Origin of the sequence: Pantoea sp. Lu_F5_004, assembly GCF_051136245.1 — a bacterium.
GTDB lineage: Bacteria > Pseudomonadota > Gammaproteobacteria > Enterobacterales > Enterobacteriaceae > Pantoea > Pantoea agglomerans.
The window spans coordinates 2,320,482-2,338,422 of record NZ_CP194946.1 but is presented as its reverse complement, the minus strand read 5'-3'; the positions used below and the strand labels follow the sequence as shown (position 1 = coordinate 2,338,422).

The window sequence follows — 17,941 nt, the reverse complement described above, 5'->3', positions numbered from 1 at the left end:
CAGGCGAAGAGGGTGCCTTATATCCAAATGGCATGGTTTATAACTTTAAGGTGTTTTGTGCTGATTTATTGCGCAGTATGACTGGAAATCAACCGTCCGACGCCATTTTGTAGCGTATCGAACAGCTGTGACGGCCAGCCGTTTGCACCAAAAGATGGCATGCCTACCGGAAACCAGAGCGCATAACCCACCAGTCCCAGACACAATGCCCGCTCAAGCTGGTTGCCTTTCTGGCTGCGCAGAATCGGCAGCCGGAAGCGCCAGCGGCAGGGCCACAGCAGCGGAACCCCGGCAGGCGTCAGCATATCGGCCACAATATGGCTAAGGTAGCCCAGCGTCAGACCCTGCAGGACATCAGTGGGTATCGGCGACGACCGGGGCAGGTTTATCTGAAAAAGCCACAAACCAGCGGCTATCGCCAGCAAACTGTGGGTAAAGCCGCGATGGCCGAACGCGCGCGCAATAGGATGAGAGAGCCAGCGCAGTCGCTGTCCCAGCAGAGATTTAGGGTGATCGATATCGGGCAACAGACATGTCAGCAGGGCTGAGGGAACAAGATGCCACCAGTCGGCTTGCGCCAGCACCGGTGTCAGCTCAGCACGCTTCGCAAAGATAGCGCTGGCAATGGCAAAAATGATGTGGCCTTCGCCCGTCATGATAGAACCTGGTTGCAAAGAAAACTGTCGATGCATCCAGTATAGGGATTTATCCAGTAAATGAGAACATGTGACGCTGTAACGAAGCATGAATATTATTAACAAGGCGGACAGCGATGAAACACCGTCCGCCATTAAGATTAACGCGCCAGCCAGCCGCCATCCACTGCCAGGGTATAGCCATTCACGTAGTCAGATGCGGAAGAGGCCAGGAAGACCACCGGGCCCATCATGTCATCCGGCACGCCCCAGCGGCCTGCCGGAATACGCCCCAGAATCTCTTCACTGCGCGACTCATCATTACGAAGCTGTTCCGTATTGTTGGTGGCCATGTAACCGGGAGCGATGGCATTGACGTTAATGCCATGTTTTGCCCACTCGTTCGCCATCAGACGGGTCAGCCCCATCACGGCACTTTTCGACGCCGTATAAGAGGGCACCCGGATACCGCCCTGGAAGGAGAGCATGGAGGCGATATTGATGATCTTGCCGCCATTACCCTGCGCGATAAACTGACGGGCAACCTGCTGTGACAGGAAAAACAGGCTCTTGCTGTTAAGATTCATCACGTCATCCCAGTCCTGCTCACTGAAATTCAGTGCGTCTTCACGGCGGATAATGCCGGCATTGTTGACCAGAATGTCAATTTTACCGGCAGCGGCCAGCGCCTGTTCAACCACTGAGGCCACCACGCTGGTCTGCATCAGATCGGCCTGCACCGGCCAGAACCGGCGACCCAGCGCCTCCACTTTACTTTGGGTATCATCCGGGCCATCACGGTTAACGCCGACGATATCACAACCCGCCTGGGCCAGACCCAGCGCCATACCTTGCCCTAAACCGGTGTTACAGCCGGTCACCAGCGCGATTTTACCTTCCAGGTTAAACGTACTCAGTACCATGGTATTTCTCCTCTGCTCAGCGCAGTTCACTGATTTTGACGTGGTCCATGTCATCAAAGACCTGATTCTCACCCACCATGCCCCAGATAAAGGTGTAACGCTGGGTGCCGACACCGGCGTGAATTGACCAGCTGGGTGAGATCACCGCCTGCTCGTTGTGTACCAGCAGATGGCGGGTTTGCTGCGGTTGCCCCATCATGTGGAAGACGGCGCACTCTTCGCTCATATCGAAGTAGAAATAGACTTCCATGCGGCGTTCATGGGTGTGGCAGGGCATGGTGTTCCACAGGCTGCCTTCATCCAGTTTGGTTAAGCCCATGGTGAGCTGACAGGTGGGCAATACATCCGGCACGATAAATTTGTTAATGGTGCGGCGATTGGAGGTCGCGGCATCACCCAGCGTCGCGGTGGCCGCTTCCTGCAGCGTGATCTTCTTGTCCGGGAAGGTGCTGTGTGCTGGCGCACTGTTGTAATAGAATTTGGCCGGCTGCGCCGGGTTCAGGCTGCGGAACAGCAGGTTGCGCGCACCTTTGCCGATGTAAAGTGCCTCTTCGTGACCGATTTCCCACGCTTTACCGTCAACTTCTACCAGACCCGGGCCGCCAATATTGATCATGCCCAGCTCGCGGCGTTCAAGGAAGTAAGAGACGCCCAGCTGTTTTCCCATCTCATCACCGATAGTGACCGGATTATTCACCGGCATGACGCCGCCAATAATGATGCGGTCGATATGGCTGTAGGTCAGGGTGTAATCATCGGCAGTAAATATCTTCTCAATCAGGAACTCGCGGCGCAGTGCTTCAGTGTCGAGTTGCTTAGCGTGATCGCTGTGAATGCTTTGACGAACGTCCATCTCAGGCCTCTCTGCAGGTCAGGTTATTCATGCCCCAAACGGGGACGCTTTGGGCATCTTAGGCAGAGCGGGATAGGAATTCAATAAAAATGAAACGTTGTTTTATTTTTTGCGGGTCAGATCAAGCGACAGGTGCAACAGGCAATAAAAAGCCCGCCATAAGCGGGCTGATATTATCCCTGCAGATGCTGCAGGCTAAGCTGGGTCAGATTGTCCAGCCGGACATCCGCCAGCGCCCAGCGGGGATCGTCACGGTGTTCGGCGGCGGGCACCACAATCGATCGCATACGCGCTGCTTTGGTGGCGATCATGCCGTTAAACGAATCTTCCAGCGTGACGCAGTTGAGCGGATCGATCGCAAGGCTGGCGGCGGCGTTGAGATAGACCTGGGGATGAGGCTTGCTGTAGGGCAGCGCTTCTGCTGAAGCCAGTACGTCGAAATAAGGGCGCAGATTGAAGATCTCCAGCACCTGTTCCAGCATCTTTAGCGGCGATGCGGAGGCAAGGCCGATTTTCAGCCCATGTTCCCGGCACAGTTGCAGCGCCGTTTCCACGCCCGGCAGCAGTGGCCGCGTCTGATCCACCAGCGTCATGGCGCGCGTAATAATCCGCTCAGTGACCTCCTGCTGAGAGGGGCCATGCCACGGCAGCGTTTCGTACCACATCCGAACAGTCTGATCGATGCGCAGACCCAGGGTATCGGGCATTTCACTGCGCCGTGACAGGTCAACATCCAGCGTTGAAAAGATATCCAGCTCAGCCTGATCCCACAGAGGCTCAGAATCGATGAGTAAGCCATCCATATCAAACAGGGCGGCAAGGACAGGGCGGTGATAAGGCATCAGGGGGTCTCCTTTTAAAGTCAGCTTTACCTTAACATCATTCTTTGCGGGCGCACGCTCTGCCCGACAGGCCACGCTTTATTTGGGAAATTTCACCGTTGGCAGGTAAACTGACGGCAAATTGGATTCCGGGTTCAGGAGATATTATGACCTATCAACAGGCTGGCCGTATTGCCATCCTCAAGCGAGTGGCAGGCTGGGTGCTCTTTTTAGTGGCGCTGCTGTCGACCATTATTTCTGTATTGAGCTTTATGTTTAAGCATAGCGAAAAGCAGCCAGGCATTGATGCCGTCATGCTCGATTTCGTCCACGTCATCGTCGATATGCTGCGCTTTAACATGCCATTCCTGAATGTCTTCTGGCATAACTCGCCGGTACCGGAATTTAACGGTCAGATGAACCTGGGTTTCTGGCTGATCTACATTCTGATTTTTGTCGGGCTGGCGCTGGAGTCATCAGGCGCGCGGATGGGACGTCAGGCGCGTCACGTCAAAGAAGGCATTGAGGATCAGATGATTCTGGAGCAGGCAAAAGGCAGTGAAGGGCGTAGCCGTCAGCAACTGGAAGAGAAGGTGCGCGTACCTCGCCACACCATCTTCCTGCAGATCTTCCCGCTCTATGTCCTGCCGGTGGTGATTGCGATAGCCGGTTATTTTGCGCTGTCGCTGCTGGGCTTTATCTGACAGCGAGCTTTGTCAGGCCGGTCTGGCCTGACTGGCGCCCAGCGCATCCTCATCCAGCAACTGGCCAATGGCGAACTGTGCATCGCCAGGCCAGTGCCCGCCAAAGACGTTAGCCCGGTTGAGCAGATAGTAGAGCTGGTAGACCGGCAGACGCTGCGAAAAACCATCCGGTAACGGCCACACCGCCTGATAACCGTCGTAAATCTGGCGAGGCAGGTCAGGGTACCAGCTCAGCATGGCTAAATCGCACTCACGGTCGCCCCAGTAGCAGGCAGGATCGAACAGCCAGGGGCCGCTCTCACTGCTGGCGCAGTTAGCCGGCCAGAGATCGCCATGCAGCAGCGACGGCTGCGGATGATGTGACGCGAGCACCCGCTGCACGCAGGCAACGATCAGCTCTGTATCCCCGTACTGAATTCCCTTTTCTGCCGCCAGCTGCAGCTGCCAGCCAATGCGCTGTTCAGCAAAAAAACCGACCAGCGTCGCAGCCAGCTATTGGGTTGGGGCGTCGTGGTGATGTTATTGTCGAAATCGAGGCCGAACTGCGTCTGCTCGCTCCACTGATGCAGATGCGCCAGTTGCTGACCCAGCTGATACGCACTCTGCTCATCAAGCGGCTGTGGCCTGATATATTCCAGCAGCAGAAAGCTCTCCTCGCGATGATGACCCACACCATAAACTTTAGGCACCCTTACCGTGCCGGTGCGCGCCAGCAAATCCAGCTGGTCTGCTTCCCAGGTAAAGAGCGACAGCATATCGCGACTGTTACTTTTGACGAAAACGTCATGATCACCGTAGCGGATGTGCCAGGTGGGATGGATATCACCCCCCGCGAGGGCGTGACGTTGAGTGATTTCGGCGTTGCCTAATTGCTCGCTTAACAGACGACTAATGGCTGACCACATTGGGCTATCCTCGTTATTCGCTGCGTAAGTTCGATTGTGTTGCGTAAATATTCACCAAAAACCGTGTGATTGCACCCTTTATTCTGGCGCCGGGGTGACAGGGCGATGATCGGCAGCATCGCGCAGATACTCTTCGAAGGTCGTGACGGTCACCTCGGGTTCCTGACCCAGCGCGCTTTCACCGGCCGCAGTGACCTGCTGCCGCAGCTCCTCAGCCTCCAGCGTGCTGACGATGCCATAGCTGTTCGTACCAAGTTCATGTGGATGGCCGTCGTCATCTGTCATCGTGGTCGTGAAACCTGCGGCGGTCATTGCGCTGCTCAGTTCTAGGATGTCACTTAAGCCTGACTCCTGATAGTGAAAGGTCACGATATAGCGGGTTAAGGTGTTGCTCATGAGGCACCTCCGGGGAAGGGAAACTGAACTGAGCGTAGACCATGGTGAAAAATCAGGCGAATTATGAAGGAGATGCTGCGTGTGTGACGTGATGCATAGCGTAAATTCGTGTCAGGAGCCAGCAGCATAACGTAAAAATCTTCTGCCGTTGCGTCTGGCTTTTCGTTTGGGCAGCACTATAATGCGCGACGTTAATAAGATGAGTCCCAATTAACAGGGGTTGTCAGGGTGATTCCAGGCATTTTGTGTAAGTTAATAATTTTTTACAAAACTTACCGTAAATTGCATTGAATGCCCGGCAAAACGCTTCAGACTCTCCGTTTTTTAAACAGTCGCACGGATCACATTTAATGAAAGCCTATAACAAGCTGTCTGCTGTTCTTTTGCTCTCCGCCGGAGCTTTCTGTCACCAGGCAATGGCCGATAACGCCGTATTTACGTCAATGGATGACCCTTCAACAGCTAAAAAGCCTTTTGAAGGTTCTGCTGCTGCGGGATATCTGGCGCAAACCGGTAACACCACCAGTTCATCAATGACGGCTCAGACCAATATGACCTGGTATCAGTCATCTATGGCTTACAGCTTGTGGGGTAACGCAGCCAACACCTCGTCAAACGATGAGCGCTCTTCTGAAACTTACAACATCGGGGGTCGTTCACGTTACAACCTTAACTCGTATGACTATCTGTTTGGACAGGCGAGCTGGTTAAGCGATCGTTTCAATGGTTACGATTCACGCGACGTGCTGACAGCCGGTTACGGTCGTCAGATTCTGAATGGTCCGGTGCACTCGCTGCGTGCGGAATTGGGTCCGGGTGTACGTTATGACGATTATCACGCTGGCGGTCATCAGACTAAAGCGCTGGGCTATGGCGCAGTCAGCTATCAGTGGCAGCTCACCGACACCACTAAATTTATTCAGGGCGTGTCAGTGCTGAGCAGCTTCGGAGAAGACACCACGGTGAACTCCGAAACTGGCCTGCAGGTGGCTATCAACAGCCACTTCGCGCTGAAGCTGGCTTACAACGTCAGCTGGAACAACAATCCGCCGGAATCGGCACCTGATCGTACCGATACCAAAACCTCAATCATGCTCTCTTACGCAATGTAAGTGCATTTTTGCAGCAGCATTCACAGCGGCCTGACAGTATGTCAGGCCGCTTTTTTTTGATTTCTCCAGGGCTTAGCGAAAAAGGGATGGGTTTTTCTCGCCGGGGAAAACTGCTATCATCGGCCCCGCACTGAAATCCTGGCGACATTCCGACAATGTGGGTCTGATATCACGCCAGGTCACTAATTTTACATTACGTTGCATGTAGGCTTTCGTGTGGCTTACCACTGCAAATAAGGATATGAAATGCCTGTAATTACGCTTCCTGATGGCAGCCAGCGCGTGTTTGACCGCCCTGTCAGTGTGATGGATATTGCGCTGGACATCGGTCCTGGTCTGGCGAAAGCCTGTATCGCCGGTCGTGTTAACGGTGAACTGGTTGATGCTGTTGATCCCATCACCGAAGATGCCGCCGTAGCGATCATTACCGCTAAAGATGAAGCGGGTCTGGAAATTATCCGTCACTCCTGTGCGCACCTGTTAGGGCATGCGATTAAACAGCTGTGGCCGGATACCAAAATGGCGATTGGCCCGGTCATTGATAACGGCTTCTATTATGATGTCGACATCGATCGTACCCTGACCCAGGAAGATATCGACCTGCTGGAAAAACGCATGCATCAGTTGGCTGAAACCAACTACGATGTGGTGAAGAAGAAGGTCAGCTGGCAGGAAGCTCGCGACGTCTTTGCGGCGCGCGGCGAAATTTATAAGACCACCATTCTTGATGAAAACATCAGCCATGACGATAAGCCTGGCCTGTATCATCACGAAGAATATGTCGACATGTGCCGCGGTCCGCACGTGCCGAACATGCGGTTCTGCCATCATTTTAAACTGCAGAAGATCTCCGGTGCCTACTGGCGCGGCGACAGCAACAACAAAATGCTGCAGCGTATTTATGGCACCGCATGGGCAGATAAAAAGCAGCTGGCAGCCTATCTGCAGCGTCTGGAAGAGGCGGCGAAGCGTGACCATCGTAAGATTGGTAAGCAGCTGGATCTCTACCATATGCAGGAAGAAGCACCAGGCATGGTCTTCTGGCATAATGACGGCTGGACCATCTTCCGCGAGCTGGAAGTGTTTGTCCGCAGCAAGTTAAAAGAGTACCAGTACCAGGAAGTTAAAGGTCCATTCATGATGGATCGTGTCCTGTGGGAAAAAACCGGGCACTGGGAAAACTATAAAGAAGCCATGTTCACTACCTCATCTGAGAACCGTGAATATTGCATCAAACCGATGAACTGTCCTGGGCATGTTCAGATCTTTAATCAGGGTCTGAAATCCTACCGTGACCTGCCGCTGCGTATGGCAGAGTTCGGCAGTTGTCACCGTAATGAACCCTCAGGCGCGCTGCACGGCCTGATGCGTGTTCGTGGCTTTACCCAGGATGATGCACACGTCTTCTGTACTGAAGAGCAGGTGCGTGACGAAGTGAACAGCTGTATCCGCATGGTTTATGACATGTACAGCACCTTCGGCTTTGAAAAGATTGTGGTGAAGTTATCCACCCGTCCTGAGAAGCGCATCGGTACGGATGAGATGTGGGATCGTGCCGAGGAAGATCTGGCTGCGGCGCTGAACGAAAACAATATTGAGTTTGAGTTCCAGCCAGGCGAAGGCGCGTTCTACGGTCCTAAAATTGAGTTTACTTTGTACGATTGTCTTGATCGCGCCTGGCAGTGCGGAACAGTTCAGCTAGACTTCTCCCTGCCAAAACGCCTTGAAGCAACCTACGTGGGTGAAAACAATGATCGTCAGACGCCAGTGATGATTCACCGTGCGATTCTGGGGTCAATGGAGCGTTTCATCGGTATTCTGACCGAAGAATTCGCCGGTTTCTTCCCAACCTGGCTGGCACCGCTGCAAGTCGTGGTAATGAATATTACCGACGGACAAGCAGAATATGTTGAGTCTTTGACGCGTAAGCTGCAGAATGCTGGCATTCGTGTGAAGGCAGACTTGAGAAATGAGAAGATAGGCTTTAAAATCCGCGAGCACACATTACGTCGCGTCCCTTATATGTTGGTCTGCGGTGATAAAGAGGTGGAATCTGGCAAAGTTGCCGTTCGCACCCGCCGTGGTAAAGACCTTGGGTCGATGGATGTCGATGTGTTTGTTGAGAAGCTTCAACAAGAGATTCGCAGCCGAAATCTTCAACAATTGGAGGAATAAAGTATTAAAGGCGGAAAACGAGTACTACCGACGCGTCCGAACAAAATCAACAGTGAAATCCGCGCAACTGAAGTGCGCTTAACAGGCATGGATGGCGAGCCGATTGGCATTGTCACATTACGCGAAGCTTTGGAAAAAGCCGAGGAAGCGGGCGGCGACTTAGTCGAAATCAGCCCGAATGCCGAACCGCCGGTCTGCCGCATCATGGATTACGGCAAGTTCCTCTATGAAAAAAGCAAATCTTCTAAGGAACAGAAGAAGAAGCAAAAAGTTATTCAGGTTAAGGAAATCAAATTCCGTCCTGGAACCGATGATGGCGACTATCAGGTCAAACTACGCAACCTGATTCGCTTTCTGGAAGAAGGCGATAAAGCCAAAATCACGCTGCGTTTCCGCGGTCGTGAGATGGCGCACCAGCAGATCGGTATGGAAGTGCTTAACCGCGTCCGTAAAGACCTGTGTGAAGATCTGGATTTGGCCATTGTCGAATCCTTCCCTTCGAAGATCGAAGGCCGCCAGATGATCATGGTGCTCGCTCCTAAGAAGAAACAGTAGGCTTTCAAGTAACACTAACCGCGCAGCGTTCGCGCTGTGCGGTTAACTGTTCGCCTGTCTGGGTCATGTTATTAACAATGCGAAGTGGATATTTTTAAAATGCCAAAGATTAAAACTGTACGTGGCGCGGCCAAGCGCTTCCGGAAGACCGCTTCTGGCGGCTTCAAGCGTAAACACGCAAACCTGCGTCATATTCTGACTAAAAAATCTACTAAGCGTAAACGCCACCTGCGTCCGAAAGGCATGGTGTCAAAAGGCGATCTGGGTCTGGTTATTGCCTGCCTGCCGTACGCATAAGTAAATTTTTTTCATTAATTCAGAATATTAAACAGGAGAGCTAAATGGCTCGTGTAAAACGTGGTGTAGTTGCTCGCGCACGTCACAAAAAAATCTTAAAACAAGCTAAAGGCTATTACGGTGCACGTTCACGTGTTTACCGCGTTGCCTTCCAGGCTGTTATCAAAGCTGGTCAGTATGCTTACCGTGACCGTCGTCAACGTAAGCGTCAGTTCCGTCAGCTGTGGATCGCGCGTATCAACGCAGCGGCACGTCAGAACGGCATGTCTTACAGCCGTTTCATCAATGGTCTGAAAAAAGCAGCCATTGAGATTGACCGTAAGATCCTGGCCGACATCGCGGTATTCGATAAAGTGGCATTCTCTGCACTGGTCGAAAAAGCGAAATCAGCCCTGGCGTAAGTCAGATGGAAAAGGGAGCTTGCTCCCTTTTTTATTGCCTGTAACTTACGCAAAAGATTGACATTTTCGGCGCTGAGCATTTCAATAGACCCCCTGTATCGCATGACAAGGTAACCGCAAGCATGAACGCTGCTATTTTCCGTTTCTTTTTTTACTTTAGCGCCTGACATCCAGGGGCTTTTGCGCATAAGAAAAGAAACGAAAAATCGCGCTAAAAGCCTCCCTCGTGGAGGCTTTTTTGTTTCTGGCGCTAGCATATTGGACCGGCAGGTCCCAACGAGAACTGACCAGCCTGACTGGAAAAAGAGGAAACTATGTCCCAACTCGCAGAACTGGTGGCCAGCGCCACGGCGGCCATCGACGGGGCGACGGATATCGCCGCCCTTGACGCGGTGCGCGTCGAATACCTGGGTAAGAAAGGACATCTGACACTGCAGATGACTACGTTACGCGAGCTGCCAGCCGAAGAGCGCCCGGCAGCGGGTGCGGTAATCAATGAAGCGAAGCAGCAGGTCACCGAACGCCTGAATGCGCGCAAAGATGCCCTGGAAGCTGCGGTGCTGAATGCCCGTCTGGCTGAAGAGACCATTGATGTCTCCCTGCCAGGTCGTCGCATTGAGAATGGCGGCCTGCATCCGGTGACCCGCACCATGGATCGCATTGAGACCTTCTTTGGTGAGTTAGGCTTTGGCGTCGTAACCGGGCCAGAAATTGAAGATGATTACCATAACTTCGATGCGCTGAATATTCCTGCCCATCACCCGGCCCGTGCCGATCACGACACCTTCTGGTTCGACGCCACGCGCCTGCTGCGTACCCAGACGTCCGGCGTGCAGATCCGTACTATGAAGGCTCAGCAGCCGCCGATTCGCATTATTGCGCCGGGCCGCGTTTACCGTAACGATTACGATCAGACCCATACCCCGATGTTCCATCAGATGGAAGGGCTGATTGTGGATAAAAACATCAGCTTTACCAACCTGAAAGGGACACTGCACGATTTCCTGAACAACTTCTTCGAAGAAGATCTGCAGATTCGTTTCCGTCCCTCCTATTTCCCGTTTACTGAGCCATCAGCAGAAGTAGACGTCATGGGTAAAAACGGCAGGTGGCTGGAAGTGCTGGGTTGCGGCATGGTTCACCCTAACGTGCTGCGCAATGTCGGCATCGATCCGGAAGTCTACTCCGGTTTCGCCTTTGGTATGGGCATGGAGCGTCTGACCATGTTGCGCTACGGCGTGACCGATCTGCGTGCCTTCTTTGAAAATGATTTACGTTTCCTCAAACAATTTAAGTAAGGGCAGGATATCCAATGAAATTCAGTGAACTCTGGTTACGCGAATGGGTAAATCCAGCCCTGGACAGCGCTGCGCTGTCTGAACAAATCACTATGGCCGGTCTGGAAGTCGACGGCGTTGATCCGGTTGCCGGTGCCTTCCACGGCGTCGTGGTCGGGGAAGTGGTGGAGTGCGGCCAGCACCCGAATGCAGACAAGCTGCGTGTGACCAAAATCAATGTGGGCGGCGATCGCCTGCTGGATATCGTTTGTGGCGCGCCGAACTGCCGTCAGGGACTGAAAGTCGCCGTCGCCACCGTAGGTGCCGTGCTGCCAGGTGATTTCAAAATCAAAGCGGCCAAACTGCGTGGCGAGCCGTCTGAAGGCATGCTCTGCTCTTTCTCCGAGCTGGGAATTTCCGACGACCACAACGGCATCATCGAACTGCCAGCCGATGCGCCGATTGGCACCGACATCCGCGCCTACCTGCAGCTTGATGACAACACCATTGAAATCAGCGTCACGCCTAACCGCGCTGACTGTCTGGGTCTGATCGGTATCGCCCGTGATGTCGCCGTCCTCAACGGTTTGCCACTGAACGTGCCGGAGATGCAGCCGGTCGCTGCGACTCTGAACGACACTTTCCCGATTCAGGTTGATGCGACAGAAGCCTGTCCACGCTATCTGGGCCGTGTAGTAAAAGGCATAAACGTTAAGGCGCCAACGCCATTGTGGATGAAAGAGAAGCTGCGTCGTTGTGGTATTCGTTCTATCGATCCGGTGGTGGATATCACTAACTACGTTCTGCTGGAGCTGGGTCAGCCGATGCACGCCTTCGATCTCGACCGCATCGACGGCGGTATCGTGGTGCGTATGGCGAAAGAGGGCGAAAAGCTGACGCTGCTGGATGGCACTGAAGCCAGCCTGCAGAGTGATACCTTAGTGATCGCCGATCATCAGAAAGCGCTGGCGATGGCTGGTATCTTTGGTGGCGAACATTCGGGCGTGAACGGCGAAACGCAGAACATCCTGTTCGAGTGCGCTTACTTTGATCCGCTCTCTATTACCGGCCGCGCCCGTCGTCATGGTCTGCATACCGACGCGTCACATCGCTACGAGCGTGGTGTTGATCCGGCGCTGCAACACACCGCACTGGAGCGTGCTACCCAGCTGCTGCTGTCAATCTGCGGCGGTGAAGCGGGCCCGATCATCGATCAGACTCATCAGTCCGCCCTGCCTGTACCAGCGACGATTACGCTGCGTCGTGAAAAGCTGGACCGTCTGATTGGCCACGTGATCGCGGATGAGCAGGTTACTGACATTCTGACGCGCCTCGGCTGTGAAGTGACCGTGGGTGAAGGACAGTGGCAGGCCGTCGCCCCGAGCTGGCGCTTCGATATGGCGATTGAAGAAGATCTGGTTGAAGAAGTGGCCCGTATTTACGGCTACAACAACATTCCGGATGTGCCGGTACAGGCGGGTCTGGTGATGACTCAGCATCGCGAAGCGAATCTGTCGCTGAAGCGCGCGAAAAACCTGCTGGTGGACAAGGGCTATCAGGAAGCGATTACCTATAGTTTCGTCGATCCGAAAATTCAGCAGTTGCTGCACCCGGGTGAAGAGGCGCTGTTGCTGCCGAGCCCCATCTCCAGCGATATGTCGACCATGCGTCTCTCACTCTGGACCGGCCTGCTCAGCGCGGTAGTCTACAACCAGAACCGTCAGCAGAGCCGCGTGCGCCTGTTTGAGAGCGGCTTACGCTTTGTGCCGGATACCCAGGCAGATTTAGGCATCCGTCAGGATCTTATGCTGGCTGGCGTCATCAGCGGTAACCGCGTTGAAGAGCACTGGGATCTGGCGCGCCAGACAGTTGACTTCTATGATTTGAAAGGCGATTTAGAATCGCTGCTCGATTTAACCGGCAAACTGGATGACATCAGCTTCCGTGCTGAAGCGAATCCGGCGTTGCATCCAGGACAGAGCGCGGCGATTTATTTGCATGATGAACATATCGGATTTATCGGTGTGGTTCATCCTGAGCTGGAACGTAAGCTTGATCTCAATGGCCGCACCTTAGTCTTTGAACTGCTTTGGAATAAGGTCGCAGACCGCGTCCTGCCTGACGCGCGCGAGATTTCTCGCTTCCCGGCGAACCGTCGTGATATTGCCGTTGTGGTGGCTGAAAACGTCCCCGCAGCAGATATCATCGCGGAGTGTAAGAAAGTTGGCGTAAATCAGGTAGTTGGCGTAAACTTGTTTGACGTGTACCGCGGTAAGGGCGTTTCTGAGGGCTACAAGAGCCTCGCAATCAGCCTGATTTTGCAGGATACCAGCCGGACACTCGAAGAAGAGGAGATTGCCGCGACCGTTGGCAAATGCGTTGCGGCATTAAAAGAGCGATTCCAGGCAACCTTGAGGGATTGAACCTATGGCGCTTACAAAAGCTGAGATGTCAGAGTACCTGTTTGAGAAACTCGGGCTGAGCAAACGCGATGCCAAAGAGTTAGTAGAGCTGTTTTTCGAAGAGGTACGTCGCGCTTTGGAGAATGGAGAACAGGTAAAACTGTCTGGGTTTGGTAATTTTGACCTGCGTGACAAAAACCAGCGTCCTGGCAGAAACCCGAAAACGGGTGAAGATATTCCGATTACTGCGCGTCGCGTAGTAACGTTCCGCCCAGGACAGAAGCTGAAAAGCCGCGTAGAGAACGCTACACCCAAAGAGACTGACTGAATTTCAGCGTTTCAAAAAGGCCGCGCAAGCGGCCTTTTTTCATGGTTTCAGTAAGCAGCAATCCCGCTTCCCGCACCCGTTAATCTCCCTGACAGCAAAATGCAAACCGCCTCATCTGCCTTTCTTTTTTCTGCAATCCCTCTACAATCAAATCTCTGTTTTCTCAGCTAATCCTGCTTATGTCTCTGCTCGACCAGCTCGCGCGCCAGGCCGACCAGCGCGGCCAGAAATGGCTTATTGTGTTAGCACTTACGCTCTCTGCACTGCTCTGTCTCAGCCTGTGTGCCGGTGACAGCTGGATCGCGCCCTCAGACTGGTTCACGGAAAGCGGCAGGCTTTTTGTCTGGCAGTTGCGGCTGCCCCGCAGCCTGGCGGTGGTGCTGGTCGGGGCATCGCTGGCGGTATGCGGTGTCGTAATGCAGGCGCTGTTTACAAATCCGCTGGCGGAGCCCGGCCTGCTCGGTGTCTCGAACGGTGCCGGTATTGGCCTGGTGCTTGGCGTGCTGCTGGGCAGCGGCTCACTGTGGAGCCTTGGTCTGGCGGCGATGGCCGGTGCGCTGATTATTACGCTCATCCTGCTGCATTTTGCCCATCGTCAGCTCTCGGTCACCCGGCTGTTGCTTACCGGCGTGGCGCTGGGAATTATCTGTAGTGCCATCATGACCTGGGCGGTCTACTTCAGTACCAGCCTAGATCTGCGCCAGTTGATGTACTGGATGATGGGGGGCTTCAGCGGGATTGACTGGCGCTATGGCTGGATGATGCTGGCGCTGCTGCCGGTGATGCTGGCCCTGGGGGCGACCGGGCAGATTCTTAATCTGCTGGCGCTGGGCGAGACATCTGCCCGCCAGCTCGGACTGTCTCTCTTCTACTGGCGTAATCTGCTGGTGCTCGCCATGGGCTGGCTGGTCGGCATCAGCGTCGCGATGGCCGGTGCTATTGGTTTTGTCGGACTGGTGATCCCGCATCTGCTGCGTATGAGCGGCATCAGCGATCACCGCTATCTGCTGCCGGCATCGGCGCTGGCTGGCGCAGGTGTATTACTGGCAGCCGATATTGTGGCTCGTCTGGCGCTGACGTCGGCAGAATTACCGATAGGTGTCGTGACGGCGACACTGGGCGCGCCGCTGTTTATTATTTTACTGGTGAAATCTTCACGCTAGCTTCGGCTGGCGACTCTGCATCCACAACAGCATCCACAACAGGAAACCGCATGAACATATATCAAACTGAACTGGTTACGCTCGATGGGGAAAAAACCACGCTGTCACAATGGCAGGGCAAGGTACTGCTGGTGGTCAATGTTGCCTCGAAATGTGGTCTGACGCCGCAATATGAAGAGCTGGAGAACCTGCAGAAAGCCTGGCAGGATCAGGGCTTCAGCGTACTCGGTTTTCCCTGCAACCAGTTTCTGGAGCAGGAGCCGGGCAGCAGTGAGGAGATTAAAACCTTCTGCAGCACCACTTATGGCGTCACGTTCCCGATGTTTGCCAAAACCGACGTGAATGGCGCAGGCCGCCATCCGCTTTATGCCCAGCTGATTGCGGCCCGACCTGACGCAGTGCGCCCGGAAGGCAGCGGCTTTTACGAGCGCATGGAGAGCAAAGGACGCGCGCCGAAAGAGCAGGGCGACATCCTGTGGAACTTCGAAAAATTCCTTATTGGCCGTGACGGCAGCGTGATCCAGCGTTTTGCACCTGACATGACGCCGGAAGATCCGATCATTCTGGAAACCATTAAGCAGGCGCTGGCAAAATAGATGCTGTTGCGCCTGCAACAGGCCGCCCTCCCCGGACGGCTGCTGCCACTGACCGGTGAGCTTGCCGCCGGTCAGCTGCTGCACGTGGCAGGCCCGAACGGTGCAGGCAAAAGCACCTTACTCAGTGTGATTGCGGGACTGCAACCCGCCTCCGGCACGGTGCTGCTGGACGGACAGCCGCTGAGTGACTGGAACGGCGCGGCGATGGCCCGGGTTCGCGGCTGGCTGCCTCAGCAGCAGGCACCGCTGAGCCAGATGCCGGTCTGGCACTATTTGCGTCTGCATCTGAAACAGGCGGGGGGGCAGGCAGACAATCGCCTCAGCACGCTGCTGAAACGGCTTCAGCTGCAGGATAAGTTATCGCGTTCACTGACCCGGCTCTCCGGTGGTGAATGGCAGCGCGTCAGGCTGGCGGCGGTCTGTATGCAGATTGATCCCCACACCAATCCACACGGGCGGCTGCTGATCCTTGATGAGCCCATGACCGCGCTGGATATCGCCCAGCAAAAAGCGGTGGACGATCTGATTGCCGACCTGTGCGCGGCGGGCATCAGCGTTATCGCCAGCAGTCACGACCTCAACCACAGCCTGCAACAGGCGGATCGGGTCTGGCTGATGGATCAGGGAGAGTTGATTGCGCAGGGTGAACCGGCTGAGGTTCTGACGCCGCAGCGCCTGACACCGATCTACCAGATTGCTTTCCGGCAGCTTGAACTTGAAGGACGCACGCTGCTGACCGTATTGCCCTGACACTTGCTACCCGGCGGGCTTTACCGCTACATTAAGCCGGTTGCAACTTCTGATAAGGACATTTGGCGATGCGCCTGGGTTTGCTGATTTTAGTTCTGCTGCTGACGGGATGCAGTCATCACGCTCCGCCGATCAATGGCCGTCTTTCCGATTCGATCACCGTGATTGCGGAACTGAACGATCAGCTCGGTAACTGGCGTGGTACGCCTTATCGCTATGGCGGCATGAGTCGTAACGGGGTTGACTGCTCCGGCTTTGTCTATCTGACTTTCCGGGATAAATTTGCGCTGCAACTGCCACGCACCACCTCAGCACAAAGCGATATTGGCACCCGAATCAGTAAAGACGAGCTGCTGCCAGGCGATCTGGTCTTCTTCAAAACCGGTCGCGGGGAGAATGGCCTGCATGTGGGCATTTATGACACCGATAACGCCTTTATTCATGCCTCAACCAGCCAGGGTGTCATCCGCTCTTCGCTCGACAATGTCTACTGGCGAAAAGTGTTCTGGCAGGCGCGTCGTATTTAAACGCAGGTCCGGGGAATCAGACTTAAGTCCAATTTTAAATAGAGTTAAAACAGAGAGTAAAAGGTTTATTTTAAATGACAGTTATTGAGCGTGGGTTTTAATAAACATAATAAACGCTTATTTAATTCCACTAATAACCGCTGTTTTATCGCCACTATTTGGCTTAAGGGTGATCGCCTGCTGCCAAACGGCAATGGAAGAGTAAAGAAGTTTGTCTCTTCAATGATTTGGCACTATTGCCTGCGCCGGACCATTACTATACGATATCACCATCGCCGCATATTCTGGCATTAAAATGAAAATTCATCTTTCGGCCGACTATCAGTCGGAAATCTGGTTTTATCCTGTCTGTGATGTTAATGGGCGACTCACCGCTGTCGAGCTGGTCACGCAGTTTGTGCATGAAAGTGCCCCCATCACCCTGCCACAGGATCTGTTGCTGCCGCAGCTCGATGAGTCGCAGCAGCTGCGCCTGCTGCAAAGTCAGATTGGATTGCTGGAGCAGCATCGCGGCTTTTTTGAAGCGCATACTGTGTCAGCATTTATACGTATTGATGAAGGCATGGCCCGGACGCTGCTGGCCAGCGAATTAGTGATGCGCAAAATAAAGCAGTTGCCATTCATTCTGCTGAATATTACTGAAACGTTTCCGCAACTAAAACTGGGGAAGAATAATCCCCTGCTGGCAAGCCTGCATGCTGAGTTTAATTTAGCGATTTCTCATTTTGGCGCGGGTAAGACCCCCTCTAATGCGGTCTACGATAATTTATTCAGCTGCATCTGCCTGGACAAAGAGTTTATTCATTCGCTGGCAAAGCGCGCTTCATTCGTACCGTTTCTTCAGAGCATTATCGATAATTTCCGCGCCCATTGTGACCGGCTCATTATTTGTGGCATTGATGACGACGTGCTGCTGGATAAAGTCAGCCAGCTGAGCGGTGCCGAGTTTCAGGGTGCGCTCTTCCCGGTGGTAAAATCTGACGCGCTGCATTCGCTGATCTGCGCCGACGATCGTGTGCCATCCGCGCAGCATCCCGGCTGATACTTCCTGTTAATCCCCGCTATCAGCGTTACACTAGAGGGCTAACCTTAAGTAACGCTGAGCATCGCACGGGAGAAAC

The 17,941-nt window shown here is 54.0% G+C and carries 20 protein-coding genes, 1 pseudogene and 1 other annotated feature; of the genes and pseudogenes, 15 read left to right on the top strand and 6 right to left on the bottom strand.

Annotation, left to right across the window (positions count from 1 at the left end; translation table 11 throughout):
• Positions 1–65: 65 nt before the first annotated feature.
• From ACR8BN_RS10855 to hxpB, 4 genes are all read right to left on the bottom strand, one after another.
• Complete coding sequence (locus ACR8BN_RS10855) at positions 66–656, bottom strand: metal-dependent hydrolase (protein ID WP_434746911.1); 591 nt, start codon at positions 654–656, stop codon at positions 66–68.
• Between the two features lie 140 nt (positions 657–796).
• Complete coding sequence (kduD, locus tag ACR8BN_RS10850) at positions 797–1,558, bottom strand: 2-dehydro-3-deoxy-D-gluconate 5-dehydrogenase KduD (RefSeq protein ID WP_083068184.1); 762 nt, start codon at positions 1,556–1,558, stop codon at positions 797–799.
• Between the two features lie 16 nt (positions 1,559–1,574).
• Positions 1,575–2,411 (bottom strand): 5-dehydro-4-deoxy-D-glucuronate isomerase, encoded by an 837-nt coding sequence (kduI, locus tag ACR8BN_RS10845; RefSeq protein ID WP_031590488.1) that lies wholly within the window; start codon positions 2,409–2,411, stop codon positions 1,575–1,577.
• A gap of 173 nt (positions 2,412–2,584) precedes the next feature.
• Entirely contained in the window at positions 2,585–3,253 is a 669-nt protein-coding gene (gene hxpB, locus ACR8BN_RS10840) for a hexitol phosphatase HxpB (protein ID WP_039391791.1), read from the bottom strand.
• Between the two features lie 146 nt (positions 3,254–3,399).
• Between hxpB and ACR8BN_RS10835 the strand changes: the two genes are divergently transcribed.
• Positions 3,400–3,936: a YniB family protein gene (locus tag ACR8BN_RS10835; RefSeq protein ID WP_434746910.1), complete on the top strand. Its 537-nt coding sequence runs from the start codon at positions 3,400–3,402 to the stop codon at positions 3,934–3,936.
• 12 nt (positions 3,937–3,948) lie between these two features.
• On the opposite strand, the pseudogene ACR8BN_RS10830 reads toward ACR8BN_RS10835, so the two are convergent.
• Both ACR8BN_RS10830 and ghoS read right to left on the bottom strand, forming a co-directional pair.
• Positions 3,949–4,841: pseudogene (locus ACR8BN_RS10830) on the bottom strand (fructosamine kinase family protein).
• Positions 4,842–4,919: 78 nt separating this feature from the next.
• Positions 4,920–5,237: a type V toxin-antitoxin system endoribonuclease antitoxin GhoS gene (ghoS, locus tag ACR8BN_RS10825; RefSeq protein ID WP_434746909.1), complete on the bottom strand. Its 318-nt coding sequence runs from the start codon at positions 5,235–5,237 to the stop codon at positions 4,920–4,922.
• Positions 5,238–5,587: 350 nt separating this feature from the next.
• Here ghoS and ACR8BN_RS10820 point away from each other — a divergent pair, with 350 nt between their 5' ends.
• The 14 genes from ACR8BN_RS10820 (at position 5,588) to ACR8BN_RS10755 (ending at position 17,862) form a co-directional block, all read left to right on the top strand.
• Positions 5,588–6,349, top strand: coding sequence for a DUF481 domain-containing protein (locus ACR8BN_RS10820; protein ID WP_031590484.1), 762 nt, complete (start codon positions 5,588–5,590; stop codon positions 6,347–6,349).
• A 246-nt stretch (positions 6,350–6,595) separates the two neighbouring features.
• Positions 6,596–8,524 (top strand): threonine--tRNA ligase, encoded by a 1,929-nt coding sequence (thrS, locus tag ACR8BN_RS10815; RefSeq protein WP_010245687.1) that lies wholly within the window; start codon positions 6,596–6,598, stop codon positions 8,522–8,524.
• A 3-nt stretch (positions 8,525–8,527) separates the two neighbouring features.
• Positions 8,528–9,079 (top strand): translation initiation factor IF-3, encoded by a 552-nt coding sequence (infC, locus tag ACR8BN_RS10810; RefSeq protein ID WP_029519030.1) that lies wholly within the window; start codon positions 8,528–8,530, stop codon positions 9,077–9,079.
• Positions 9,080–9,178: 99 nt separating this feature from the next.
• The gene (gene rpmI / locus ACR8BN_RS10805; protein ID WP_010245683.1) at positions 9,179–9,376 is read left to right on the top strand and encodes a 50S ribosomal protein L35; all 198 of its coding nucleotides are present in this window, start codon (positions 9,179–9,181) and stop codon (positions 9,374–9,376) included.
• 44 nt (positions 9,377–9,420) lie between these two features.
• Positions 9,421–9,777: a 50S ribosomal protein L20 gene (gene rplT, locus ACR8BN_RS10800; protein WP_003853267.1), complete on the top strand. Its 357-nt coding sequence runs from the start codon at positions 9,421–9,423 to the stop codon at positions 9,775–9,777.
• Between the two features lie 117 nt (positions 9,778–9,894).
• Positions 9,895–10,020, top strand: a sequence feature (Phe leader region).
• Positions 9,900–9,944, top strand: a complete 45-nt coding sequence (pheM, locus tag ACR8BN_RS10795) for a pheST operon leader peptide PheM (protein ID WP_106120997.1) — start codon at positions 9,900–9,902, stop codon at positions 9,942–9,944. (Overlaps the previous feature by 45 nt.)
• 71 nt (positions 10,021–10,091) lie before the next feature.
• Entirely contained in the window at positions 10,092–11,075 is a 984-nt protein-coding gene (gene pheS / locus ACR8BN_RS10790; protein ID WP_434746908.1) for a phenylalanine--tRNA ligase subunit alpha, read from the top strand.
• A gap of 14 nt (positions 11,076–11,089) precedes the next feature.
• Entirely contained in the window at positions 11,090–13,477 is a 2,388-nt protein-coding gene (pheT, locus tag ACR8BN_RS10785; RefSeq protein ID WP_039391798.1) for a phenylalanine--tRNA ligase subunit beta, read from the top strand.
• A 4-nt stretch (positions 13,478–13,481) separates the two neighbouring features.
• Positions 13,482–13,784, top strand: a complete 303-nt coding sequence (ihfA, locus tag ACR8BN_RS10780; protein WP_003853259.1) for an integration host factor subunit alpha — start codon at positions 13,482–13,484, stop codon at positions 13,782–13,784.
• Between the two features lie 179 nt (positions 13,785–13,963).
• Positions 13,964–14,947, top strand: coding sequence for a vitamin B12 ABC transporter permease BtuC (gene btuC, locus ACR8BN_RS10775; protein ID WP_031590482.1), 984 nt, complete (start codon positions 13,964–13,966; stop codon positions 14,945–14,947).
• A gap of 50 nt (positions 14,948–14,997) precedes the next feature.
• On the top strand, positions 14,998–15,543 hold the full coding sequence (locus tag ACR8BN_RS10770) for a glutathione peroxidase (protein ID WP_031590481.1): 546 nt from the start codon (positions 14,998–15,000) through the stop codon (positions 15,541–15,543).
• Positions 15,544–16,293, top strand: a complete 750-nt coding sequence (gene btuD / locus ACR8BN_RS10765) for a vitamin B12 ABC transporter ATP-binding protein BtuD (protein WP_434746907.1) — start codon at positions 15,544–15,546, stop codon at positions 16,291–16,293.
• A gap of 68 nt (positions 16,294–16,361) precedes the next feature.
• Entirely contained in the window at positions 16,362–16,820 is a 459-nt protein-coding gene (locus tag ACR8BN_RS10760; RefSeq protein WP_010245666.1) for a C40 family peptidase, read from the top strand.
• 295 nt (positions 16,821–17,115) lie between these two features.
• Positions 17,116–17,862 (top strand): EAL domain-containing protein, encoded by a 747-nt coding sequence (locus ACR8BN_RS10755; protein ID WP_250863658.1) that lies wholly within the window; start codon positions 17,116–17,118, stop codon positions 17,860–17,862.
• Positions 17,863–17,941: the final 79 nt, after the last annotated feature.